The following is a 23,706-nucleotide window of genomic DNA, read 5'->3' on the forward strand; positions in this document are numbered from 1 at the left end:
GTTAGAGACAAATCACTTAAGACAACTTTTATATCTTAGCACCCTTTTGGATAGCTGTCAAGATATTTTTTAAAAAATAATAAGCAGGGTATAAACCTGCTTATTATTTTGCTTCAATCAAGCCATAGTTACCATCTTCACGCTTATACAGTACGTTAGTCATATGATCTTTGCTATCAGTATAGATAAAGAAATCATGTCCCAACAACTCCATTTGAAGAATTGCTTCTTCAACATCCATTGGTTTCAACTCAATATTTTTAGTTCTTACAACTTCAACAGTTGGTGCTTCTTCAATTTCTTCTTTATTAAATTCAGCTGAGAACACTTCACCTCTTGAAACTTTCTCACGATGCTTACGTGCAATTTTTGTTTTGTTTTTACGGATTTGTCTTTCAATCTTATCGACCACTAAGTCAATAGAACCATACATATCTTGTGAAACATCTTCTGCACGTAGTGTTACAGAACCTGTAGGGATAGTAACTTCTACTTTAGCTGTCTTTTCGCGATAAACCTTAAGATTTACACGTGCATGTAGTTCTTGGTCTTCGTTGAAGTATTTTTCAACTTTGCTAAGTTTACTTTCAACATAGTCACGAAGTGCTTCAGTTACTTCGATGTTTTCGCCACGGATACTATATTTAATCATAAAAGACCTCTTTCTCGCTTGTTAGCGTTTTCTTTATCTTTATTATATCCTTTTCATGAAAATTTGCAAGGGTTTTTATTATCTAGCTAAGGAAAAGGTCAAAACTTCTTTGACATCTAAGTCATCCAATAGTTTGACCATTTGATACAGGGTAGATCCTGTTGTGTAAATATCATCGATTATGATGATCTTACTTGGCAGCTCAATACCTTTCTTCAAACTGAAAGGATTATCTTGACTTAACCTCTCTTCGCGTGTTCTCGAGGATTGCTTCTCGATGTCTCTTTTTTCAAAAATGTTTTTATAGGGGATTCCCTCTAGTAATCCTTTAACTTGATTGAATCCTCTATCTTCCAGCCGTTCTTCCGACAAGGGGACAGGTACTAAGATATAACCTTTCTTTAAAAAAGGCTTTAAATTGGCTTTAATTTCTTGTTGAAATATTTTTCTAAGGCAATAATCTCCCATAAATTTATAGCGACTAAAATACTCTTTAATATTTTCTTCATAACAATAAATGGCAAAATGTTTTGGAATATAGCCTTTTTTCGCCCAAATTTTGCAATCAATGCAACTATTTCCATCTATTATTTTATAACAATTTGAACATCTCGCCTTCCCAAGCTTTTTAAATTGACCTTTACAATCTTCACAAGAATACTCTCTTCTTTGTTTAAACATAATTAAATCACTTAATTGAGCTACTGATTCAATCCATTCATTACATAGTAGACACTTCATTTTCAAAGCCTCCTTTTTTATTCATTGCATTTATTTCTTTCCGACATTGCAACATTGATTTAGATAATCCTTCATGAAAGAAATAGAGTTTCCCTGTAGGTCTCTCGGGCGAACGCCCCACCCTACCACCAATCTGAATAAGACTCGAACTAGTATATAAGTGATGATTTGCCATACAAACAAAAACATCTACTTGTGGAAAGGTAACACCACGTTCGAGAATAGTTGTTGTCACTAAGATTGACAGTTCTTTTTTTCGGAATTTCTCTACGATGGTTGAACGCTCCTCACTTTTTGATGAAACAAAGGCTATGTTTTCAGTAGGGAGGTATTTTTTTAGGGTAATACTAAACTTTTCACCTACTGCTATATTGGGAAAAAAGATTAATAGAGGAAAATTTGATTTACGCTGCTTCTTAATCTGGTGAATTAGAAGGCTTGGGAGCTTGCCGTTCGTCAACGACTTTTGTAACCTTCCTTGCCAAAAGAAACGAGGAAGGACTAAAGGATTTCCATGGAAGCGTCTGGCAAGGTGATGCTTTTCTAAAGCTCCAAGGCGAACTTGCTCCTCTAAAGCTAATGTAGAAGTTGCTGTTAAGTAAATATATCGACCTGTTTCCGTCTTTGCTTGTTTAACAGCATGATTTAACATGACATTCCCTACAAAGGGGAAGGCATCAACTTCGTCAACAATAATCAAGTCAAAACTATGATAAAATTTTAGTAATTGATGAGTGGTAGCTATAACGAGCGGACTACCATCATATGGTTCACTATCAGCATGAAGCAGAGAAATACTACAAGTAAAATCTTTCTGCATACGTAGAAACAATTCTCGACAAACATCAACTCGGGGACTTGCAATGGCGACACGATTTTTATTTTCAAGAACATAGGCAACAATCTTATAAATCATCTCTGTCTTACCAGCACCAGTCACTGCATGAACAAGACTGTGTTTTTTGTTTTTATAAGTCTTTAAAAGCTTTTCCGAGACCTCATTTTGATAAGGAGTCAGTTTTCCTAACCATTTCAAGACAGGAAAATCTACTTCTGATTTTTCTGAAGGAAAGTAATAGAGTTCTTTACCTTCTTGGTTTCGACCAAAGACAATACACGCTCTACAATAATACTGACCATTCGGTAATTGCCAATCTTCCTCTATTTGACTATAACATCTTTTACATCTAAGTTTTTTATCAACCTTTATCATACTTTCTAATTTTACAGCCTCTGAGAGATAGTCCACTGGTAACTGTGCTTTCGTAAATAGTCGTCCATAATATTCTTTAGGTATCATATCTTTCTATTCGAAAATATGTTTGAATTTACCTTTTTATGATAAAATTTTTTTATGGATTACAAAACAATTGCCAACGATGGAATCGTTGAAAAAGAAATCAAAAAATCTCGTTTCATTTGTCATTTGAAATGCATTAGTAATGAAGAAGAAGGGAGAGAGTATATCGCCCAGATTAAGAAAAAACATCACAAGGCCAATCACTCTTGCTCTGCAATGATTGTCGGAGACGATGGTCAAATTAAGCGTTCTAGTGATGATGGCGAACCTTCTGGAACCGCTGGGGTGCCCATGCTTACTGTTCTAGAAAAACAAGGACTTACTAATGTCGTAGCAGTTGTGACTCGCTATTTTGGTGGAATCAAACTTGGGGCAGGTGGTCTTATACGCGCTTACTCTGGTAGTGTTACCCATGCAATCGAAGAAATTGGACGAGTGGAAATCAAAGAGTTAGCGGGCCTAATTGTAAAGTTGACCTACTCTCAATACCAAGTTTTCTCTAACTTCCTTGAAAAAGAAGGTCTCCAAGAATTTGATACAACTTTCTTATCAGAAGTTTCTACCACTTTGTTTGTTGAAGAGTCTGAGATTGAAAGACTCGGTCAAGAGCTCACTGAGTTCTATCAGGGAAAAGTTAATTATGAAAAATCTGGAAAGAAGATTGTTGAGATTCCTGTCTGATAGTCAAACATTATCACAGTGATAAAGAAGATGTATTTTACAAGTTAGTTCTACCGTCGTATACTTAAAACCATCAATCAAAGATTAAGAGGATTTTAAATATGGCAATTTACAATTCAATCACTGAACTTGTTGGAAAAACACCTGTTATTAAACTCAATTCTATTGTTCCAGAAGGATCAGCAGATGTTTATGTTAAACTCGAAGCATTTAATCCTGGTTCTTCAGTTAAAGACCGTATTGCTCTTCGTATGATTGAAGACGCTGAAAAAGCTGGTACGATTAAACCTGGTAATACTATTATTGAACCAACTTCAGGTAATACCGGTATCGGTCTCGCTTGGGTTGGTGCTGCTAAAGGTTACAAGGTAGTCATCGTAATGCCTGACACAATGAGTGTTGAACGTCGTAAAATCATCCAAGCCTACGGTGCTGAACTTGTTTTGACTCCTGGTAGCGAAGGAATGAAAGGTGCTATCGCTAAGGCTAAAGAAGTTGCTGCTGAGCGCAATGGTTGGGTGCCACTCCAATTTGCTAACCCATCAAACCCTGCTGTTCATGCTGCCACAACCGGTCAAGAAATTCTGGAAGATTTTGGGGCAGATGGTTTGGATGCATTCGTAGCTGGTATCGGTACCGGTGGTACTATTTCGGGTGTTTCTAAAACTCTGAAAGCTGCTAACCCAAACATCAAAGTTTATGGTATTGAAGCTGACGAATCTGCTGTCTTGAACGGTGATAAACCAGGACCACACAAAATCCAAGGTATCTCAACCGGCTTTATCCCTGACACATTGGATACAAAATCATATGATAGCGTTGTACGTATTCCTTCTGATGAGGCTATCTCAACATCACGTACATTGGGTAGCAAGGAAGGTTTCCTAGCTGGTATCTCATCAGGTGCTGCTATTGCTGCTGCTCTTAAAGTTGCTGCTGAACTCGGCGAAGGTAAAAAAGTATTGACACTTTTGCCTGATAATGGTGAACGTTACCTTTCTACAACACTTTATGATTTCCAAAACTAACAAAAAAGAAGCTGAACATTTAATGTTCTAGCTTCTTTTTTGTTGTTAAAAACTTATAGCCAGATGCTGATCGTTCCAATAGAAAAAACAACCTGTTGTTAATATACTGACCTATAGGAGTAGGACACCGAAATAAACTCGTTTAGTCTTGACTCCTTTTCTTATTAGTCTAATTCTTTTGCTTCTGTTTCAGCAATTTCAACAACTGTAAACCCTGCTTCTACAAAAACTTTTTTAAGGTATTCTGGTTCTACATCCCCTTCAACTTGTAGTTCGACGCGAAGCACGGTATCAGTTTTTGGTGCAACAATTGTACGTTCAATGTTGAGATTTTCACTAGAAATGAGGTTGGCAATTTTTTCTAGGATACGTGGTGTGTCTAAGACTTCAAGCCCAATACGGATTCCGGCTTGACCATAACCAGAAATTTCCAAGAAAGCACGAAAGACATCTTTATCTGTAATAATTCCAGAAATTTGGTCATTGTCTACTACTGGAAGAACTCCAACCTTGTTTTGCAGCATAATGTAGATAGCATCCTCAAGGCTAGCATATTTGGAAACAGTAAGGACATTCTTAATCATGATATCTCCTACTTTTGTCTTATTAAGGAGATAGTTCATTTCATAAATGGACAAGCTAGTTGCTTTTGATGGTGAAGCCTCCGCCATTGTACCTTCTGTAATAAGACCAACCAATTTATCGTGTTCAATTACTGGCAAACGGCGCAAACCTTTGTCACGCATAATGTCTGTAGCTGCTGCAACTGTTGTTTCTGGTGAGACATAAACTACACGTTTCGTCATAAAATCTTTTACTGCCATGTTTCATTTTCCTCCGAATGATTTCTTACTTGTATTATACCACACTAATTGAAACCGATTGCATTATTTTGCTGAAAAATTAGTACCTTACAATCAGTATGAGGCTATAGAAAAACGCCCTTGGGCGCTTTTTCTTATCCTCCAAGATAGGCTTTACGAACTTCGTCTGATGCAAGAAGTTCTTTACCAGTACCTGAAAGAACCACTTTACCAGTTTCAAGAACGTAACCTCGATCCGCAATTGATAAAGCCTTATTGGCATTTTGTTCAATCAAAAGAACTGTAGTTCCTTGCGCCTTGATATCTTCGATAATATCAAAAATTTCTTGAATAAAGATTGGAGCAAGCCCCATTGAAGGCTCATCCAAAAGCAAAAGTTTCGGACGACTCATAAGGGCACGACCCATCGCCAACATCTGTTGCTCACCACCAGAAAGTGTTGCGGCGTCTTGATTCTTACGCTCTTCTAGACGTGGGAAACGTTGGAAGACTTTTTTCAATAGAGTTGTATTTTCTTCTTTATTTTTATGAAGGAAAGCACCCATTTCAAGATTTTCCATTACGGTTAATCCTGCAAAGACGTGACGTCCTTCAGGCACTTGTGCCAAACCTTCTGCAACAATCTTTCGAGCTGGTGTTTTGTGAATGTCATTTCCAAGGTAAGAAATAATTCCTTCAGTTGGACGAACAAGACCTGAGATTGTACGAAGAATAGATGTTTTACCTGCTCCATTGGCTCCGATAAGAGTTACAACTTCACCTTCATTAACCTCAAAGCTAACGTTTTTAACAGCCTCAATAGAACCATATTTAATTGAGAGATTTTCAACCTTTAACATAGCCATTACGCTTCACCTCCCAAGTAAGCTTCGATAACACGCTTGTTATTCTTAATTTCATCAGGTGTTCCTTCTGCAATCAAGCGTCCATATTCTAAAACATAGATACGCTCAGTGACATCCATAACCAAACTCATATCATGCTCAATCAAGATAATTGTAATACCAAAGTCTTTTTGAATTTGACGAATATGGGCAGTCAACTCAGCTGTTTCTTGTGGGTTCATACCCGCAGCTGGTTCATCAAGGAAAAGAATTTTAGGTTCCGTTGCAAGTGCACGAACAATTTCCAAGTGACGTTGTTGTCCATAAGCCAAGTTTTTCGCAAGTGTATCTGCCTCATCATCCAAGTTAAAGATAGCCAAAAGTTTCATAGCTTTGTCTTTCAACTCGTCCTCACTTGAATAGTACTTAGGCAAACGTAAAAGTGATGCGAAGAAGTTTGAAGGTTGCTTATTTGATAAACCAACAAGAACATTTTCAAGTACAGTCATGTCTTTGAAAAGGCGGATATTTTGGAAAGTACGTGACAAACCGAGTGAAGCGATTTTATAAGGTGCTTTACCGTTGAGAACTGTACCATCAAGCGTTACAGTCCCTTCACTTGGCTCATAGACACCAGTCAAAAGGTTGAACAAGGTTGTTTTACCAGCACCGTTTGGCCCGATAAGCCCAACCAACTCACCTTCATTGAGTTCCATTGAAACGTCACCAACAGCAGTCAAACCACCAAAGTTTTTAGTTAAATTTTTAACTTCAAGAAGTGCCATTTTTATTTGCCCTCCTTAGATTTATTGAAGAATTTTGAGAGATAGAGTTCTTTTGTTCCAAGAAGCCCACCTGGACGGAAGAGCATTACAAGAATCAAAGCCAAGGCGTAAATAATCATACGAAGGTTTGAAACGTTTTGGAGGAACATGTTGATAATACCAAGAACAACAGCAGCAATGATAGTACCTGTAATTGATCCAAGACCTCCAAGAACGGCAATGATAAGGTAATCAATTGACTTCATGATTGTGAAGTCTTTTGGCACGACAGTCCCGATATAGCTGACATAAAGTGAACCAGCAATCGCTGAAATCATGGCACCGATAACGAATATAATAACCTTCATTTTTGTAACATTGACACCCATTGACTCTGCAGCAATTTCATCTTCACGAAGAGTGATTGCTTGGCGACCAGTTGCTGAACGCAAGAAATTGAGTACCAAGATTGTAATGATAACTACAAAGAAATAGATGACAGGCCAGCTTGTATAAGGAAGAATTCCAGTCAAACCAGCGGCACCATTGGTCAATTCACCACCATTAACGATAATGATACGGATAATTTCAGCCATACCGAGAGTTGCAATAGCAAGATAGTCACCTTTCAAACGAAGGGTAGGTATACCAAAAATAAGGGCAACGACAGCTGCGATGATGACACCTACAACCATTGAGAGGTAGAAACCATCATAAGTTGGCATCATGCCAGTGATGATAGCTGATGAGTACGCACCGATTGCCATGAAACCGGCTTGTCCAAGTGTAAATTGTCCGGAGAAACCAAGAACTAAGTTAGTACCAAGTCCCATAAGGATTGAAATCCCAATTCCCATTAAGATTTGGATGTAGTAAAGATTCATAATACCTGAAAGTTCAAGACCTTTCAAGATAAGGAAGAGTCCAATGATAAGACCAAACCAAATAAGGTTTACTTTTAGATTTTTTTTCATGTCTTACACCTTCTCTTTCACATTTTTACCGAGAATACCCGCTGGACGAAGCAAGAGGATAACTATCAAGACACCATAAACAATGGCATCACGGTAACTTGATAAACCAATTGCAGTTGACAAAGTCTCTAAAATACCGATAACAAAACCACCGAGTGCTGCACCAGGAATAATACCGATACCACCAAGAACAGCGGCAACAAAAGCTTTAATACCCGGAGTCATCCCCATAAGAGGTTCAATTGAGTTATAGTAAAGACCAATGAGGACACCGGCAGCCCCTGCAAGTGATGATCCAAGAGCAAAAGTGAAACTAATCGTATTATTAACATTAATACCCATCAACTCTGCTGCGTCGCTATCTACAGATACAGCACGCATAGCTTTACCCATCTTAGTCTTCTTAACGATCAACTGAAGAGCAACCATAAGTACAAGAGCAACTACCAAAATGAGCAACTGCACATTTGTCACAGAAATTGACCCAAGATGATAAGTATGCATCTTGATTGATTGTGGGAATGAACGTGTATCTGCACCTACAAAGTAAACCATGATGTACTCAAGAAAGAATGACACACCAATGGCCGTTATCAAGGCAGAAATACGTGTTGAATTACGGAGTGGACGATAAGCCAAGAATTCAATAACTACCCCTAAAATTGCACAGACAATCATAGAAAACACAAGGGCAATCCAGAAGTTCATCTTCAAGCTGTTAATCGCATAGTAACCAACGAAGGCACCCATCATATAGATGTCTCCATGGGCAAAGTTAATCAATTTGATAATCCCATAAACCATGGTATATCCAAGGGCAAGTAGGGCATAGATACTACCCAAGATAATACCATTGACTAGTTGTTGGGGAAGTTGTTCAAAAAACATATATAACCAAACTTTCTAGTTCATTTTCAGTATAGATAACAGATTATTTTTCAATTTCAACGGCTTCCGCTGAAACTTCTTCACCATTATCTCTTTTAACCATAAGAGCTGCTTTAATAGGGTTATGATCCTTATCAATCGTCATTTTACCAGTAACCCCGACAAAGTTTTTCAAATGTGCTAAGTTATCGGCAATATCAACTGAAGTTTTCGTATCTTTTGATGCTTCTGCAATCATATAAACAGAATCGTAAGCTAGAGCAGCAAACATATTTGGTTCAGTGTTGTAAGCTTTCTTATATGCTTCAATGAAACCTGATGCCTTGTCAGAAAGAGCAACATTTGTTGAATATCCTGATACATAGTAGACGTTTGAAGCATTCTTTTTACCTGCAAGCTCAGTAAATTTCGCATCACTGAACCCATCAGGTCCAAGGATTGGTTTATCAATTCCAAGGTCACGTGCTTGTTTAGTGATAATACCAGTCTCAGTATAGTAACCAGGCATTACAATCGCATCATAGTCAAGGTCTTTAAATTTAGTCAAAGCTGACTGATAGTCCTTGTCACCTGACGCAAAGGTAGCCTCAGTAACAATTTGCCCCTTATATTCGCGTTTAAACTCGTCTGCAATACCTTTGGCATAGTCTGAGGCATTATCATAGTAGAGAACTACTTTCTTAGCATTCAAATTACTGTAAGAATAAGCTGCCAAAACTTTACCTTGGTAGCTGTCCTTAAAGGTTGTACGGAAAACAAATTTCTTAGCTCCGTTAGTATCTACCGTAAGGTCATCCTGCGTACCTGAAGGTGTCAGCAAAGGAACCCCTGTTTTTTGTGAGACGAGGCTAGCCGCAGCGACAGCACCTGATGTCGCTGGACCAACTATAGCATTTACATTACTCTGAATAGCCAAGTTTGTTGAGGATGTTGAAGCTTCAGCGTTTTCAGATTTATTATCTTTTGTGACAAGCTCAAGTTTCTTGCCATCGACGCCACCTGCTTTATTAATTTCATCAACAGCCAACTTAATACCATTCTGCTCTGCCTTACCATAGGCCGCAACAGCACCTGTCAACTCCATGTTAACACCAATTTTGATTGTATCCCCAATCTTAGTACCTTTGGCATTAGCAGTCACATCTGGTGACTTGCCACAGGCAACCAAGAAAATGGAAGCAAAAAAGGCTAACACAATAAGTGTGATCTTTTTAGACATAAGATTTCTCCTTAATATTTTCTTAAAAAAGTCCACTTTATAGATTACAGAATTATCAGACAATTGTCAACTACACATAACCAAGCTTCAACCACAGTAATCGTTTCCATTGCTTTTAAAATAACACTTTAAGAATAAAAAACTTTTCTCCTAGCTAAAGAGAAAAGTTTTTAAAATGTTCAGGGACAGAGGTGTCGTAGCGTTCCAGACTACCTACAAAATCCATATCAATATCAGAATAATAAGAAGGAAGAACTTTTTTGACCGCCTTCATTCCTTCAAGCTCTGTCAAGATGTCCTTAACCCTGTCTTGATCTACATAAAGGTGCACATAACGCATCTTATAAGAATGGTAGATAACATCGCCAAACTTGGCAATTTTACGTAAGTCTCTATTATAGTATAAATAAACAATAATTCCTTGACGCTTAATCATGACTCATCTTCTCCTTTATGTTAGTATCACCCTTTTTATGATGAGGTTTATGAGGTGCAAGAGGTAGCCCAGTATCAATGAAAATCTGATTTGAGATAGCTTGAGCAACCTCCTCGCCAAGTGAAGCTAGTATTATCTGCAAATCGAACTCCGCCTGACGATAGCCTATAATCACCTCGTTTAGATCAATTTGGCGCTTCATTCGCAAAACCTGACGTTTCAAGTCTCTCACATCTGGTCTAAAAGACTCATACTCCTTAGCCTTATCATAGCTTTCCTTTAATTCCTGAAATTCCAAAAGTAGCTCTTGAAGTTCTCTGGTATTTTCTAATTTCTGCCGTTTTAAACGGTAATTTTCTACTTCTGGCAGTCTTAGAAAATGTAAAACAAGACTGTCTATTGCTTGATCAATAGCAAGTAGCTCCTCATTGATTATTAACATGTTTCCTATTATAACACAAAAAGTCAGATGAAACGGTTCTTATATAAACCGATTAGCATCTGACTTTTATCTTAGATAAGCTAGGCTTATTTTAATTGGTTGTTGGTCATGATTTCATCAATGAAGCCATATTCAAGTGTTTCTTGGGCACTCATCCAATTATCACGTTCAGCATCAACATGAACTTTTTCAATTGACTGACCAGAATTATCAGCCAAGATTTGCTCCAAGTTATTACGAGTCTTGAGCAAGTGTTCAGCTGCGATGGCCATATCTGTTTGTTGCGTACCGCCACCAGTACCACCCATTGGTTGGTGAATCATGTATTCTGCATTTGGCAACATGAAACGTTTACCTTTAGTACCGCTTGAAGCGATAATTGTACCCATTGATGCTGCCATACCCATAACGATGGTTTGAACATCAGACTTGATGAAGTTCATTGTATCGACAATGGCAAGACCTGCTGAAACTGACCCACCAGGTGTATTAACATAAAGATAGATATCTTTTGTATTGTCTTGGGCATCTAAGAACAAGAGTTGAGCGATAATTGAGTTTGCCATATTATCTTCTACAGGACCTGTTAACATGATAATACGATCCTTGAGCAAACGTGAGTAAATGTCATAAGAACGTTCACCACGTGATGTTTGTTCAATAACTACAGGAATCATATGAATTCTCCTTTTAATATTGTCTTGATGTTATTATATGATTTTAGTCAAATTAGGTCAAATAAAAAACATTTTTATTAGCACTCATTTAAAAAGAGTGCTAAATAAGTAAAAAAACAGGTTATTATTAAGATTTTCCTAAGTCATTACCCTATTAAAAAAAGGGAAATTTTCCCTTTTCAACTTATTTTGTACCAAACAGACGGTCACCTGCATCTCCAAGACCTGGAACAATATAACCATTCTCATTAAGTTTCTCATCCAAAGATGCTGTGTATATATCAATATCTGGGTGAGCATCTTGCAATTTTTTTACACCTTCTGGTGCGGCAACTAAACATACAAACTTGATATTAGCTGCTCCACGTTTTTTTAGTGAATCCACCGCCAAAATTGCTGAACCACCAGTTGCAAGCATTGGGTCCACTACAAAAATCTGACGTTGATCAATATCTTCCGGCAATTTAACCAAGTACTCAACTGGCTCAAGTGTTTCTTCATCACGGTACATACCAATATGACCAACTTTTGCTGCAGGTACGAGGCTAAGCAAACCATCGACCATACCAATACCCGCACGAAGGATTGGAACAATTGCCAATTTTTTACCAGAAAGTTGTTTTTGAACTGTTTTTGTAATTGGTGTTTGAATTTCAACCTCTTCAAGAGGGAGATCACGCGATACTTCATAACCCATAAGCATAGCGATTTCATCAACCAACTCACGGAAGTCCTTAGTAGAGGTATCCTCACGACGTAAGATTGAGAGTTTATGTTGAATCAATGGATGTGAAATAACTTGAAATTTACCCATAATAGTTTCTTCCTTTGCTTTATATTCACTCCATTATATCAAAAACACAAAAAAAACGCTTGCTTTAATTACAAACGTTTTTGGAAAGGATCCGATTTTATTTTTAGATAGATGAATCTTACCTGTTACTAAACCATAGCCAAGAACTGCTAAGCTACCAATAGCCGCAGTCAAAACCACCCGTTCTCACGGGTGGTTTTGACTAATTTCCAAAGACAGAAACCAAACGTTTCACACCTTCAGCAACAACTTTAGTTGGCGTAGCTACGTTAAATCGAAAATGTTTTTCTCCTTCGGAACCAAAAGTAATACCGTCATTTAGCACTACCTTAGCTTCTTCTTTAAGCAAACGTCCAAGTTCATTATGATCTTGATTATAAGCTGAAAAATCAAGCCAGACCAAATAAGTTCCCTCAGGTTTCATAACTTCGATATTAGTCTTTTCACTAAGCTCCTTAGTTAAAAGGTCAATATTAGTTTCAAAAACTGTCTTCAATTCCTCTAGCCAAGGTTGACCGTAGGTAAAGGCAGCTTGGGTTGTAATCAAACCAATGGTTGGAATTTCATGTTGATTATTAGCCAATTGTTTTTGTTTAAAGGACTTACGCAAGTCTTCATTTTCAATGATGGTAAAACTATTCTTGGTACCAGCAATATTAAAGGTTTTTGTCGCTGAACTAAGGACCAAAGTGAAATCCTTATAGGCGTCTGAAATTGTATTTAGAGAGATATGCTTATTGCCATACAAGGCCAAGTCTTGATGGATTTCATCAGATACCAAGAGAACACCATGTTTCTGGCAAAGGTCTGCTACCTTGGTCAATTCTTCCTTAGTCCAGACACGACCACCTGGATTATGTGGACTACAGAAGACATAGAGTTTTACATCATCGCCTACAATATCACGTTCCAATTGCTCAAAATCAATTTCAAAATGCCCGTTAACCTTAACAAGACTATTCTCAATCAACTTGCGATTATTCAAGCGGACAGAACGAGCAAAAGGCGGATAAACTGGTGTATTAATGAGAACAGCATCGCCTTCTTTCGTAAAGGCTTGAATAGCTGTTGAAATAGCTGGGACAACCCCTTCAATAAGCACAATACTCTCTTTATCAACGACGTAACCATGTTGATTTTTTTCCCAATCTATGATGGATTGGTAAAGCTCATCACTTGGATAAGGGTAACCAAAGATATGCGTTTCAGCATAGTTGATGACCGCATCTCTAATTTCAGGAACAGGTAAGAAGTCCATGTCAGCAACCCAAAGCTCAAGTAGTTCTGGATCACTTTCGGCTTCGTGCCATTTCATAGTGTTTTGATTTAAGCGATCTGGTTGTGTTGTAAAATCATAACGTGTCATAGATAACTCCTTAAAGACTAAGGGCATTTTCCAAGTCAGCAATCAAATCTTGTGCTGCTTCAATACCAATTGAAAGACGAAGCAAGTCGTCTGTCAAACCATAGGAAGCACGCACTTCACTTGGAATATCTGCGTGAGTTTGTGTCGTTGGGTAGGTAATCAAGCTTTCGACACCACCTAGGCTCTCCGCAAAGGTAAAGACCTTTAGAGAATTGATAATGGTTGGAATCTTGTCTTGATCAGCCACTTTGAAGGAAATCATCCCACCCTTGCCTGGATAGAGAACTTCCTTAACAGCCGGTGACTTTTCTAAGAAAGCTACAACTTCTTGGGCATTAGCTGTCGACGCTTCCATACGAAGTTTTAAGGTCTTAAGACCACGCATGAGCATATAGCTATCAAATGGTGATAAGGTAGGACCCGTAGTATTGAGGTTATAATAAAGTTTATCGTAAAATTCTTGGTTGCTAGTCACAACAACACCAGCCAAAACATCATTATGACCTGATAGGTATTTAGTAGCTGAATGAACAACGATATCAGCACCTTGAGTAATCGGTGTTTGATAGATTGGGCTATAGAAAGTATTATCAACAATAACCACTGCACCCTTATCATGAGCAATTTTTGCCACTTTTTCAATGTCAAACTCAATCATAAGTGGGTTTGTCGGTGTTTCGATGTAGACAATATCAGTATCATCAGTGATGGCCGCAATCATCTCGTCTTCTGTATTAGTGTATTCAAAAAAGAAACGACCTTCTTTTTCCTTGTCATTAAACCAACGGAAAGAACCTCCGTAAAGGTCACGCGCAGCTACAACCTTACTGCCTACCGGGAAAATTTCAAAGGCCAAAACAATGGCGCTCATCCCTGAACTTGTCGCAATAGCATAATCTGCTTTTTCAATAGCTGCAAGTGTTTTTTCCACTGTTGCGCGTGTTGGGTTTTTAGTTCGTGTATAGTCAAAACCAGTAGAATGGCCAAATTCTGGATGTTGGTAAGTTGTTGAAAAATGAATTGGTGAAGCCAAGGCTCCTGTTGCTTCATCCGAATTGATTCCTGCGTGTGCCAAAATGGTTTCTAATTGATATTCTTGTGTCATAATATGCCCTTTCTACATGGTAAAGTGGATATACTCCATATCTATGACCTCTATTTTATCACTATTTTCTGAAAATAATGGTAAGTTCATCATACGGATTCTTGATAGTTAGTTATAGTTTATTTCTATAACCTAAAAATACAGATAGCTACTGGCTATAATTTAAAATAAGCCCAATTTTTGAGAATGTCGAAAATAAGTTTTCAAACGTCAAAAAGTGCCTAAAACATTATAGTTTCAAGCACTAGGAAATGATTTAAAAGTCTTGCTTCAATCTGAGGTTAGCCACTGACTTACTTTTTATCAAATAAGCGATATCTAATTTCTTCCAAAGCCATAATAACAAACGGACAAGCGAGTAAATAGAGCCAATCATCAAGTCCAATAGGCGCAGTGTTAAATAGCGTGTGGAAGAAAGGCACATAAGACAGGATAATAAAGAGAATGATTTCTAAGACAATCCCCAGACTAATAATCTTATTTGCAAATGGTTTGATTTGGAAAATAGATCCTCTACCTTTGCGACTATTCATAGCCATACCAATTTGGGTAAAGATAATAGCACCTAAGGTCATTGTGGTTGCCTCTCGGTAGAGAGGACCTGAGCTAGCCAAATGGTTTAAGTTACCTTGATTAACCCAATAATTAAGGAAGAAAGCCCCCATAGCTAAGGCTGCTTCAATCAGTCCATACCAGACAAAAGCCTTAATCAACAATTGTCGATTGAGCAGTCTATCTGATAGGCGTCTTGGTGGCTTATCCATCACTCCTTCTTCAGGTGGTTCAACCCCCAATCCCAAAGCAGGTACCATATCTGTTCCTAAGTCAATAGCTAGGATTTGCATAACGGTTAAAGGAAGAGGAATGCGTCCCAGAGAAAACAAGAAGAAGGCAGAGGGTACAGCTTCTGGAGTATTGGAATTAAAAATATAGGTTAAGAATTTTTGAATATTTCGATAAACGGCACGTCCTTCTTCAACAGCATGGACAATAGAAGCAAAGTGATCATCCGTTAAAATCATATCAGCAGATTCCTTAGCTACATCAGTCCCAGATATTCCCATAGCTACTCCGATATCAGCCTTTTTCAGAGCAGGGGCATCATTTACTCCATCACCAGTAACAGCGACGACTTCGCCAAGTTCCTGAAGTGCATTTACCACACGGTATTTTTGTTCAGGAGCCACACGAGCAAAAACAACCTCCCCTTTAAGCACTTCTTTGAGCTGGTCATCATCCATACCAGCTAGTTCAAGTCCTGAAACAACACGTGCGTCATCCCCTTGTACAATTCCGATTTTCTTGGCAATACTGAGAGCTGTCAAACCATAGTCACCTGTCACCATGATTATACGAATACTAGCTCTGTGACATTTTTCAATGGCTTCACGAACACCCTGACGTGGCGGATCACTCATGGCCACCAAGCCTAGAAAGACCATATTATCCTCCAAGGTCTGCATATTCCACTTGTCTTCTCCAATATGCTCACTTTCTAAGGGTCTATAAGCGACAGCTAAAACACGCAAGCCGTCACGAGCAAATTGGTCGTTAGCAGCAAGAATAGCTTGACGTTCTGTAGTGGTCATAGATTTGATTGCCCCTTGACCATCAGAATAGTCTGAGCAAAGTTCCATCACTTCTTTAGGTGCACCCTTAGTGATAGAAATATGGTGACTGCCATCCAGACTTTTTTCGAGACTATGTACCGTTGTCATTCGTTTACGATCAGAATCAAAGGGAATTTCTTTGATACGAGGAGCCCAAATGTGATTTTCGTTTAAATTAATCCCTGCTTTTTCAGCTAAAACATTAAGACAAGCTTCAGTCGGGTCTCCCAAAACCGTATAATTGGGACTGTCAGCACTTGGAGAAACCACTTGAGCATTACTAGCCAAATGAGAAAAGCGAACCAGACGATTCAGAAGGTTATTATCTTTAAGAAGAACGGATTGTCCTTCCTTCTCAATATGCCCTTCTGGTGCGTAACCAAGCCCAGTTACCTCATAATTCCCTGACAAAGTCCATAAATGATTTACTGTCATGGCATTTTGAGTTAAGGTTCCCGTTTTATCTGAACAAATAACAGAGGTGGCTCCAAGAGTCTCAACCGAAGATAATTTCTTCACTAAAGCATGATCCTTAGCCATACGCTGAACAGCCATGGCTAGAGATAGGGTAACTGTGGGAAGAAGCCCCTCAGGAATAAAGGCAACAATCATACCCAGGGCAAAGATAAAAGCTTGGGACAAAGGTTGGTGGACAAATAGAGTCGCTGCCACCATAAAGAAGAGACCCACAGACACCGCAATAACTGAAATCTGTTTAGTTAAATGGTCTAATTCTTTCTGAAGGGGACTCTTTCCCTGAGCAAAATTCTGTGTCAAATCCGCAATCTGTCCAAACTCAGTTTTCATCCCGATAGCAGATACTATAAAATGCCCAGAACCAGAAGAAACTGTAGTTCCAGCAAACACCATATTGTCATATTCTAACTCGGCTTTTTCAGGATCTAAATCCGCTTGATTTGACTTATAAATAGGATTAGACTCACCAGTAAGAGCAGACTGATTAACCCGCAAATCTGTCACGTCAATCAAGCGTCCATCTGCAGAAATACTGTCTCCTTCTTCAATGAAAACCAAGTCCCCTGGCACCAAGTCCTGAGCAAGAATCTTATCTTCTTTCCCATCCCGAAGAACCCGTGTGTAAGATGGAAGAAGCTTATTAAGGGCTGCCGTAGCCTGACTTGCTCTATATTCTTGAATAAAACTAAAGAGACCATTAATAATGTTGACCAACCAGATAGCAATCCCCAACTCCAGGCTATGGGAAAGCATAGCGATAAAGCCACCAACCCACAATAAAAGGGCCATGAGACTGGTAAAATGCCTGAAAAAGGTCAACCAAATAGGTTCTTTCTTACTTTCTTTCAACTGGTTAGGACCATAAGTTGCTTGTCTCTTTTTTACTTCTTGTGAGTTTAACCCTTGGGGACTGGTTTGCAACACCTGATAAACCTGATCAGGGGAACAGGTCCCTAATTTAGTACCTTTCTGTCTAGAATTACTCATAATCCTTTCCTCGATTCTAAATCATTAAAGCGATTTCATATTTTCACACCTATTATACTCCTTTTTTCAAAAAAGGTTGAAAAGAAAAACCAAGCCACATGACTTGGTTTCAAATACTATTTAATATGTAATTTAGCACGTAGGCTAGCTGCTCGTGCGCCAAGCAATTGGTCAGCCATACGTGTCACAAGAGCAAGCACTCCATAGACTAAAACGCCAAGACCTCCTCCAATCACTAAGTGAATCACACTACCCATACGACTTGTTGGAGATAGGACAAATTGGAATAACCAATAGAAAACAGCAACTGGAATAGCCATGAGCATTGTAAGAATACAAATGAGTAAAGCTTTTCTAAAGACTGTCTTACGGCTAAAGTGAGTAACTGTGTGAAGGCGCTTATACATGAGAGCAATGGGAACACCTAAGCCGATAGCTGTTGAAATAACCGGACCGAGGGCTCCTAAGAAAATAATCAATGGTAGCTGTAGAATGGCCTTAACAAGCACCCCAATCGAAAAATAATTGATAGCTTTACGGGTCTCAAAGATAGCTTGAAGCATTGGCGCTAAAACGCTATACAAAGCCAAGAAAATAACTTGAATCAAACTAGCTACAAAGAGCAAATGAGCCTGACTGTCTGGTGCTCCATAAAAGACCGTATATAATGGTTTGGCCAAAATCACTGAACCCGCAATGGCAGGTACAATAAAGAGCAAGAGTAACTGGAGATTATTAATAATGAGTTTGGCTGCTCCCCAAAGGTCCTTTTTAACCATATTTTCTGTCAGTAGTGGGATTCCTACCCCAGCAATAGAAATAGCAACAGCAATCAAAATCATAGTAATCTTACTTGGGTTTGAAGACAAATAAGCATAGAGAACCTGAAGCTGACTATTACTATAGCTTGTAAAATTCTCCATAGTACGGATAAAGGTCCATTGATCAATCAACTGGAAAAGTTGAACCGCTGATCCAGTAATAATGAAGGGAATGGCTTCCTTAAATGTCTCAATAACAATTGCAGTTGGATTGATATCAGGATGAACGGCCTGCTTACCAAAAAGGCTCTTGAGCTTGCCTTCTTTCCAAAGATAGAAGAAAAGTACCCCATAACTAGCCAACATACCGATGAAAGCGGCAAAAGTCGATTGGACAACTGCAGTCACGTAGTCCCCTGTACCAATTTTCATGATGAAGAAAGTCGCCAAGAGCATCCAAATAACACGGATAATCTGCTCTGCGATCTGACTTAGGGCATAGGGCTTCATGTTGTTAAAGCCCTGGAAAAAGCCTCGTAAAACAGACATAGATGGGAAAATAACAACCGCCCAAGAAAGGCTGCGCATCACTCGAACCAAGTCTTCATCTCCCCCTGAAAGATAAGACATCCACGGAGAAGCAAAATACATGAAAATACCAAAAATCAGTCCAAGCCCAATCATATAATACAAGATACGTTTGAGCAAGAAGAAACTCGTTTCCATCTTTCCAAGCGTGTTATATTTTGACACCTGCTTGGCAATAGCGACTGGAATCCCTGCTGTCGAAATCAAAAGGAAAAGGGCATAAATATTATACCCCTGACCAAAGAGAGCATTGGCTTGGTCGCCCTGTTTGCCCATCCAAGCATACCAAGGAATAATATAGAGTGCCCCTAAGAGACGACTGATAATATTGGATGCTGTCATCCATGCCGTCCCTCTTAGCATCTGTTGCTGCTGTGTGTCAGTTTTAGTTTCAGTCATAACTTTCTTTCTAGATAATAAAATACAATCTAGTTAATTATAAACTTTTGGCTCTGACTTGTAAAACAAGAACATTAAGGCTAAAATAGGAACTATGATTACTATTGAACAAGTTCTAGAGGTTCTTAAAAAGGACCATAATTTTAGAGATATTATCGACCAAGACAACTACTACTATTCATGGACTGGTGTGACCTTTGATCATCTTTCTTACGACAGTCGTGATGTCACACCATCTACCCTATTTTTTGCTAAAGGAGCTGCCTTCAAACCTGAGTTTTTGAAGAGTGCTGTCCAAGCTGGATTAGGCTTCTACGTGACTGAAAAAGATTACCAAGTAGGAATCCCCGCTATTATCGTTTCAGATATCAAGCAAGCCATGAGTCTCATTGCACAGGCCTTCTACCAACACCCTCAAGACAAACTAAAATTACTAGCCTTTACTGGGACAAAAGGGAAGACAACAGCGGCTTACTTTGCTTTTAACATACTTAAGCAAAGTCATAAGCCTGCCATGCTCTCAACCATGAACACGACACTGGATGGAAAAAACTTCTTCAAGTCTAACTTAACTACACCTGAGAGTTTGGACCTTTTCCGTATGATGGCTGAAGCTGTTGATAATGGCATGACCCATCTGATTATGGAGGTCTCAAGCCAAGCTTATCTAACCAAGCGTGTCTATGGTTTGATCTTTGATGTCGGTGTCTTTCTTAACATCAGCCCAGACCACATTGGTCCTATTGAACACCCAACCTTTGAAGACTACTTCTACCACAAGCGTCTCCTCTTGGAAAATAGTCGAGCAGTTATTGTCAATAGTGGTATGAATCACTTCGGTTTTGTTGCTGAAGAAGTCGCTGATAAAGACCACGACTTCTATGGTAAGGACTCTGAAAATACCGTTAAACATAGCTCAGGATTTAGCTTTAAAGCCAAAGGTAAACTAGCTGGTGATTACGATATCCAACTCATTGGTGACTTTAATCAGGATAATGCCATGGCTGCTGGTTTATCCTGCCTACGTCTTGGAGCCAGTCTTGAAGACATTAAACAAGGGATTGCTCAAACCTCCGTTCCAGGCCGTATGGAAATTCTCACTCAGGCCAATGGTGCTAAGGTATTCGTCGACTATGCTCACAATGGTGACAGCCTAGACAAGCTCTTGCAAGTCGTAACTGATCACCAAAAAGGTAAGATTAGTTTGATTCTAGGAGCTCCTGGAAATAAAGGTGAAAGTCGTCGTAAAGACTTTGGTCACGTCCTCAACACTTACCCCGAAGTAGATGTCACCTTATCTGCTGATGATCCTAACAAGGAGGATCCCCTTGCGATCTGTCAAGAAATTGCTAGCCATATCAGTCGCAAGGTTCGTATCATTGTTGATCGAGAGGAAGCTATTAAAACAGCTATGGTCGAGACTACAGACTCAGAGGATGCTGTCGTTATTGCCGGTAAAGGTGCTGATGCCTTTCAAATTGTGAATGGTAAACGCACTGATTATGCTGGTGATATTGAAGTCGCTAAAAAATATTTGTAAATAATAACTTAAAAAGCCAATTGAGATGAAGATCATCATCTCAATTGGCTTTTTTACTATCTAAACACTAGTGTCTACCTAGTGTCTTCTTAAAAATATCGTAGAAGGGATTGAGGGTCTTATCAAATGAGCCAACAAGCGTCTCTAATTGTCCGCCAAACTGACGCTTAAAATTAAAGTTTCCTTTGCCAGAACTAGCTGCCTCAGTTTCAATAGTACCGTAAAAGTTAAAACGCTTTTTAGCCTTACTTTTAGCATATTTTATCATCTCCCAATGAAGCAAAACCGCTCCACCGAAATTAAGGTAAGCTTCATCATTACCCCCGTAAAAGCTGACAATTTCCGGACCATAATCCATGAAAAGATAAGCTGAAAGCGGTAATTTGTCAGTCTTGATTTGGTAAGACTTGAATTGTTCTAACCGCTTATAGTAGCTTCTCAATTGATCCTCCGCATCTGCTATTTGACCTTTGGTACGTTTTTTCTGAGGTCCTTCTTTTAAAGCCTGAATCTTGGCTTCAAAAGACTGAATGTTCTTGTCAAGATAAGCTAGATAGGCTGGACAATCTAAATAAGCCAACATAAACTTGGCAGATTCGCCAAAATATTTTTTTAGATTTTGAAAATAAACTAGCGGATGAACAGAAAATCCCTTTCTCTCTGCTGTTCGACTTAAAATATCGTAGAACTGGTCAAGTTGATGCTCATCAAGTTCTTCAGTCTTAACATTCATATCAGTGAATTTTTTGAGGTCTCGCTTCAATGATGGAGAAAAGGCAGCATGGATTTCATCAGAACTAGCAAAACTTTCTATTGATTTCACGAACATCTGGTTAACCACAAGAGATTGTTCCGAATCCAGAGAGTGCTCAAAACCTAATGTTTCAAAAACCTCTAGAACATCACTAGCTATATCCACTTCAATATTTTCAAGTTTTTCATTTCTAATAAGATTTGCCAGGTAAGGGTGTATAGAAAGTGTGGCAATATTTTTCTTTCTTAAATAGAGTATTAAAGCCTCGAGTAGCTCTGTCAAACTAGCCAGAGAGTGGTAATCTAACAGGGGACCATGTAACAAGAGGGCCTTTTTAAATATACGAAAGCTCTTCTTATAAACAACTATTGCTTGACCTACCCTTAAGCCATCTCTTTCGAAAACCAGAGCTTCTACTTTTTCTATATAGTCTTGACTTTCCTGAAGTTTGGCCATTTCAGCAGACTGCAGAAAATTGGCACACTTTGCAGTTACCTGTGTGTTTTGATAATCCTCAAAACTAACACTTTTAACCCTAATAGACATTACTATCATCCCTTCCGTTTCAACCTATATCCCACATTTTCCTAAAATCATTAACTGCTTTTAATGATTGGGAAAATTTTCCAAACCAAGAGGGGCATCTGGTGATTATGAATGTTACTCACAGATGGAGAGAAAAATTAATTTGATTATTAAAATTACAAGCATCATTATATACTAAATTATCACTTTTGTTAATCCTTTTGCGATATTTTCTGAAACTTACACGACTTTTCATTTGATTATAAAAAGTCCTTCCACTTGAATGTGGAAGAACCTTTATTCACTGATGCTTACCTATAACGTCGCAATTGAGGTGGGGTATAAGACTGAACAAAGGCCTCAATTTCAGAAAAATTATCTGTAAAAAGAAATTTTGCAGCCGTTTCAGCCTCTAAAAAATCATGAGCAACCATGGTACCTAACATGGCCTTCATGGCATCGTAATAGCCGTTGAGATTAAAGAAAACACAGGGTTTGTCCAACTTACCCACACGAGCAGCTGCAATAGCTTCTGAGATTTCTTCAAGGGTTCCAAGACCTCCTGGAAGGGCTATAAAGAGCTCGCCTTGCTCTAACATGGCAGTCTTGCGCTCTGCCATCGTTTCTACTATAGTCATTGAGGTCAATCCCTCATAAGCAATTTCTCTATCCTTAAGAAATTGCGGCATGATACCATGAGCCTGACCTCCATTTTCTAAAACTGTATCACCAAGAACTCCCATAAGTCCCATCTTACTGCCACCATAGACTAGGATATGCCCATTTTTAGCAATCCATCTCCCCAAGGCAATCGTTGCTTCTTTAAAACTAGGATTGTCACCCATATTAGCTCCCAAATAGACTGTTACTTTCATCGAAGTCCTCCTCTTACTCTATTATAACGCAAAATTCCTGCCATAACTGACAGGAATTTTTGCTTAGTCTTTACGCTCCAAATTACGAAGCATTTCATCAATTTTATTACCGTATTCGATAGACTCATCTTTAATAAAGGTCAAATCCGGAATCTTATACATAGTCAGACTTTTACCAAGTTCTCGCTTGATTGTCCCAGTAGCCTTTTCAAGACCAGTTTGTGCTTTTTGGTTGTCTGACGCTAAAGTAGAGTGAATGGTATAGAAAACCTTAGCCGCCGACAAATCACCAAGCATTTGAACATCTGTGATGGTTACATCTTGAACACGTGGATCACGAACCTTCTTTTGAAGAATTTCGTTGACTTCACGTTTGATTTCCATTCCAACGCGATCTACACGAAATGAATTTCCCATAGTCTTATCCTTTCTTTTTTATAATGGAACAAAAGCCA

23 protein-coding genes are annotated in these 23,706 nt (G+C 38.7%); 3 read left to right on the forward strand and 20 right to left on the reverse strand.

Features of this window, described 5'->3' with window-relative positions; all coding sequences use genetic code 11:
- Window positions 1-103 precede the first annotated feature (103 nt).
- From hpf to ADF62_RS01465, 3 genes are all read right to left on the reverse strand, one after another.
- On the reverse strand, window positions 104-652 hold the full coding sequence (gene hpf, locus ADF62_RS01455; protein ID WP_003097886.1) for a ribosome hibernation-promoting factor, HPF/YfiA family: 549 nt from the start codon (window positions 650-652) through the stop codon (window positions 104-106).
- Window positions 653-730: 78 nt separating this feature from the next.
- Complete coding sequence (locus ADF62_RS01460; RefSeq protein WP_048787911.1) at window positions 731-1,393, reverse strand: ComF family protein; 663 nt, start codon at window positions 1,391-1,393, stop codon at window positions 731-733.
- Window positions 1,374-2,693, reverse strand: coding sequence for a DEAD/DEAH box helicase (locus ADF62_RS01465; protein WP_003097890.1), 1,320 nt, complete (start codon window positions 2,691-2,693; stop codon window positions 1,374-1,376). The genes ADF62_RS01460 and ADF62_RS01465 overlap by 20 nt, the downstream gene beginning before the upstream one ends.
- A 54-nt stretch (window positions 2,694-2,747) precedes the next feature.
- Here ADF62_RS01465 and ADF62_RS01470 point away from each other — a divergent pair, with 54 nt between their 5' ends.
- Window positions 2,748-3,374, forward strand: a complete 627-nt coding sequence (locus ADF62_RS01470) for a YigZ family protein (protein ID WP_048787912.1) — start codon at window positions 2,748-2,750, stop codon at window positions 3,372-3,374.
- Window positions 3,375-3,475: 101 nt separating this feature from the next.
- Window positions 3,476-4,402 carry a cysteine synthase A gene (gene cysK / locus ADF62_RS01475; protein WP_048787913.1) on the forward strand — a complete coding sequence of 309 codons (927 nt, stop codon included), beginning with the start codon at window positions 3,476-3,478 and terminating at the stop codon, window positions 4,400-4,402.
- A gap of 164 nt (window positions 4,403-4,566) precedes the next feature.
- Here cysK and ADF62_RS01480 read toward each other — a convergent pair whose 3' ends face one another.
- The 14 genes from ADF62_RS01480 to ADF62_RS01545 all read right to left on the reverse strand — a co-directional run bounded on the left by ADF62_RS01480 (window position 4,567) and on the right by ADF62_RS01545 (window position 19,557).
- Entirely contained in the window at window positions 4,567-5,226 is a 660-nt protein-coding gene (locus ADF62_RS01480) for a CBS and ACT domain-containing protein (protein WP_003097896.1), read from the reverse strand.
- A gap of 134 nt (window positions 5,227-5,360) precedes the next feature.
- Window positions 5,361-6,071 (reverse strand): ABC transporter ATP-binding protein, encoded by a 711-nt coding sequence (locus tag ADF62_RS01485; protein ID WP_003093126.1) that lies wholly within the window; start codon window positions 6,069-6,071, stop codon window positions 5,361-5,363.
- A complete protein-coding gene (locus ADF62_RS01490; protein ID WP_003093115.1) occupies window positions 6,071-6,835 on the reverse strand; it encodes an ABC transporter ATP-binding protein in 765 nt (254 codons plus the stop codon). Before ADF62_RS01490 ends, ADF62_RS01485 begins: the two co-directional genes overlap by 1 nt.
- A gap of 2 nt (window positions 6,836-6,837) precedes the next feature.
- A complete protein-coding gene (locus ADF62_RS01495; protein ID WP_003097900.1) occupies window positions 6,838-7,788 on the reverse strand; it encodes a branched-chain amino acid ABC transporter permease in 951 nt (316 codons plus the stop codon).
- Window positions 7,789-7,791: 3 nt separating this feature from the next.
- Window positions 7,792-8,676, reverse strand: a complete 885-nt coding sequence (locus ADF62_RS01500) for a branched-chain amino acid ABC transporter permease (protein ID WP_003093154.1) — start codon at window positions 8,674-8,676, stop codon at window positions 7,792-7,794.
- 43 nt (window positions 8,677-8,719) lie between these two features.
- Entirely contained in the window at window positions 8,720-9,895 is a 1,176-nt protein-coding gene (locus ADF62_RS01505; RefSeq protein WP_037621571.1) for an ABC transporter substrate-binding protein, read from the reverse strand.
- Window positions 9,896-10,049: 154 nt separating this feature from the next.
- Complete coding sequence (locus tag ADF62_RS01510) at window positions 10,050-10,331, reverse strand: DUF2129 domain-containing protein (protein ID WP_003093153.1); 282 nt, start codon at window positions 10,329-10,331, stop codon at window positions 10,050-10,052.
- Window positions 10,324-10,773 (reverse strand): YlbF family regulator, encoded by a 450-nt coding sequence (locus ADF62_RS01515; protein ID WP_003097905.1) that lies wholly within the window; start codon window positions 10,771-10,773, stop codon window positions 10,324-10,326. The genes ADF62_RS01510 and ADF62_RS01515 overlap by 8 nt, the downstream gene beginning before the upstream one ends.
- Window positions 10,774-10,859: 86 nt before the next feature.
- Window positions 10,860-11,450 carry an ATP-dependent Clp protease proteolytic subunit gene (locus tag ADF62_RS01520; protein ID WP_003093117.1) on the reverse strand — a complete coding sequence of 197 codons (591 nt, stop codon included), beginning with the start codon at window positions 11,448-11,450 and terminating at the stop codon, window positions 10,860-10,862.
- A 184-nt stretch (window positions 11,451-11,634) separates the two neighbouring features.
- A complete protein-coding gene (gene upp / locus ADF62_RS01525) occupies window positions 11,635-12,264 on the reverse strand; it encodes a uracil phosphoribosyltransferase (protein WP_003097908.1) in 630 nt (209 codons plus the stop codon).
- A 202-nt stretch (window positions 12,265-12,466) separates the two neighbouring features.
- Window positions 12,467-13,630 (reverse strand): MalY/PatB family protein, encoded by a 1,164-nt coding sequence (locus ADF62_RS01530; protein WP_048787914.1) that lies wholly within the window; start codon window positions 13,628-13,630, stop codon window positions 12,467-12,469.
- 10 nt (window positions 13,631-13,640) lie between these two features.
- The gene (locus ADF62_RS01535) at window positions 13,641-14,735 is read right to left on the reverse strand and encodes a cystathionine gamma-synthase (protein ID WP_048787915.1); all 1,095 of its coding nucleotides are present in this window, start codon (window positions 14,733-14,735) and stop codon (window positions 13,641-13,643) included.
- 293 nt (window positions 14,736-15,028) lie between these two features.
- Window positions 15,029-17,809 carry a cation-translocating P-type ATPase gene (locus ADF62_RS01540; protein WP_048787916.1) on the reverse strand — a complete coding sequence of 927 codons (2,781 nt, stop codon included), beginning with the start codon at window positions 17,807-17,809 and terminating at the stop codon, window positions 15,029-15,031.
- Window positions 17,810-17,925: 116 nt separating this feature from the next.
- Window positions 17,926-19,557: a putative polysaccharide biosynthesis protein gene (locus tag ADF62_RS01545; protein ID WP_048787917.1), complete on the reverse strand. Its 1,632-nt coding sequence runs from the start codon at window positions 19,555-19,557 to the stop codon at window positions 17,926-17,928.
- A 94-nt stretch (window positions 19,558-19,651) separates the two neighbouring features.
- On the opposite strand from ADF62_RS01545, the gene ADF62_RS01550 reads away from it, so the two are divergent.
- Window positions 19,652-21,097, forward strand: coding sequence for a UDP-N-acetylmuramoyl-L-alanyl-D-glutamate--L-lysine ligase (locus ADF62_RS01550; RefSeq protein ID WP_048787918.1), 1,446 nt, complete (start codon window positions 19,652-19,654; stop codon window positions 21,095-21,097).
- A gap of 67 nt (window positions 21,098-21,164) precedes the next feature.
- Here the strand turns inward: ADF62_RS01550 and ADF62_RS01555 are convergent, their stop codons facing one another.
- From ADF62_RS01555 to rbfA, 3 genes are all read right to left on the reverse strand, one after another.
- Window positions 21,165-22,397, reverse strand: a complete 1,233-nt coding sequence (locus ADF62_RS01555) for a lipid II:glycine glycyltransferase FemX (RefSeq protein WP_003092270.1) — start codon at window positions 22,395-22,397, stop codon at window positions 21,165-21,167.
- A gap of 290 nt (window positions 22,398-22,687) precedes the next feature.
- Window positions 22,688-23,251 (reverse strand): TIGR00730 family Rossman fold protein, encoded by a 564-nt coding sequence (locus tag ADF62_RS01560; protein WP_003092198.1) that lies wholly within the window; start codon window positions 23,249-23,251, stop codon window positions 22,688-22,690.
- Between the two features lie 63 nt (window positions 23,252-23,314).
- Window positions 23,315-23,668 carry a 30S ribosome-binding factor RbfA gene (rbfA, locus tag ADF62_RS01565; protein WP_003092174.1) on the reverse strand — a complete coding sequence of 118 codons (354 nt, stop codon included), beginning with the start codon at window positions 23,666-23,668 and terminating at the stop codon, window positions 23,315-23,317.
- Window positions 23,669-23,706 lie beyond the last annotated feature (38 nt).

This window comes from Streptococcus sp. 1004_SSPC (genome assembly GCF_001069025.1).
Lineage (GTDB): Bacteria > Bacillota > Bacilli > Lactobacillales > Streptococcaceae > Streptococcus > Streptococcus vestibularis.

Coding starts and splice junctions, on each gene's coding strand:
- ADF62_RS01510 (WP_003093153.1), bottom strand. CDS start 10,331: ATGATTAAGCGTCAAGGAATTATTGTTTATTTATACTATAATAGAGAC.
- ADF62_RS01460 (WP_048787911.1), bottom strand. CDS start 1,393: ATGAAGTGTCTACTATGTAATGAATGGATTGAATCAGTAGCTCAATTA.
- cysK (WP_048787913.1), top strand. CDS start 3,476: ATGGCAATTTACAATTCAATCACTGAACTTGTTGGAAAAACACCTGTT.
- ADF62_RS01490 (WP_003093115.1), bottom strand. CDS start 6,835: ATGGCACTTCTTGAAGTTAAAAATTTAACTAAAAACTTTGGTGGTTTG.
- ADF62_RS01550 (WP_048787918.1), top strand. CDS start 19,652: ATGATTACTATTGAACAAGTTCTAGAGGTTCTTAAAAAGGACCATAAT.
- upp (WP_003097908.1), bottom strand. CDS start 12,264: ATGGGTAAATTTCAAGTTATTTCACATCCATTGATTCAACATAAACTC.
- ADF62_RS01500 (WP_003093154.1), bottom strand. CDS start 8,676: ATGTTTTTTGAACAACTTCCCCAACAACTAGTCAATGGTATTATCTTG.
- ADF62_RS01540 (WP_048787916.1), bottom strand. CDS start 17,809: ATGAGTAATTCTAGACAGAAAGGTACTAAATTAGGGACCTGTTCCCCT.
- ADF62_RS01495 (WP_003097900.1), bottom strand. CDS start 7,788: ATGAAAAAAAATCTAAAAGTAAACCTTATTTGGTTTGGTCTTATCATT.
- ADF62_RS01560 (WP_003092198.1), bottom strand. CDS start 23,251: ATGAAAGTAACAGTCTATTTGGGAGCTAATATGGGTGACAATCCTAGT.
- ADF62_RS01535 (WP_048787915.1), bottom strand. CDS start 14,735: ATGACACAAGAATATCAATTAGAAACCATTTTGGCACACGCAGGAATC.
- ADF62_RS01485 (WP_003093126.1), bottom strand. CDS start 6,071: ATGGCTATGTTAAAGGTTGAAAATCTCTCAATTAAATATGGTTCTATT.
- ADF62_RS01545 (WP_048787917.1), bottom strand. CDS start 19,557: ATGACTGAAACTAAAACTGACACACAGCAGCAACAGATGCTAAGAGGG.
- ADF62_RS01470 (WP_048787912.1), top strand. CDS start 2,748: ATGGATTACAAAACAATTGCCAACGATGGAATCGTTGAAAAAGAAATC.
- rbfA (WP_003092174.1), bottom strand. CDS start 23,668: ATGGGAAATTCATTTCGTGTAGATCGCGTTGGAATGGAAATCAAACGT.
- ADF62_RS01515 (WP_003097905.1), bottom strand. CDS start 10,773: ATGTTAATAATCAATGAGGAGCTACTTGCTATTGATCAAGCAATAGAC.
- ADF62_RS01465 (WP_003097890.1), bottom strand. CDS start 2,693: ATGATACCTAAAGAATATTATGGACGACTATTTACGAAAGCACAGTTA.
- ADF62_RS01530 (WP_048787914.1), bottom strand. CDS start 13,630: ATGACACGTTATGATTTTACAACACAACCAGATCGCTTAAATCAAAAC.
- ADF62_RS01520 (WP_003093117.1), bottom strand. CDS start 11,450: ATGATTCCTGTAGTTATTGAACAAACATCACGTGGTGAACGTTCTTAT.
- ADF62_RS01555 (WP_003092270.1), bottom strand. CDS start 22,397: ATGTCTATTAGGGTTAAAAGTGTTAGTTTTGAGGATTATCAAAACACA.
- hpf (WP_003097886.1), bottom strand. CDS start 652: ATGATTAAATATAGTATCCGTGGCGAAAACATCGAAGTAACTGAAGCA.
- ADF62_RS01480 (WP_003097896.1), bottom strand. CDS start 5,226: ATGGCAGTAAAAGATTTTATGACGAAACGTGTAGTTTATGTCTCACCA.
- ADF62_RS01505 (WP_037621571.1), bottom strand. CDS start 9,895: ATGTCTAAAAAGATCACACTTATTGTGTTAGCCTTTTTTGCTTCCATT.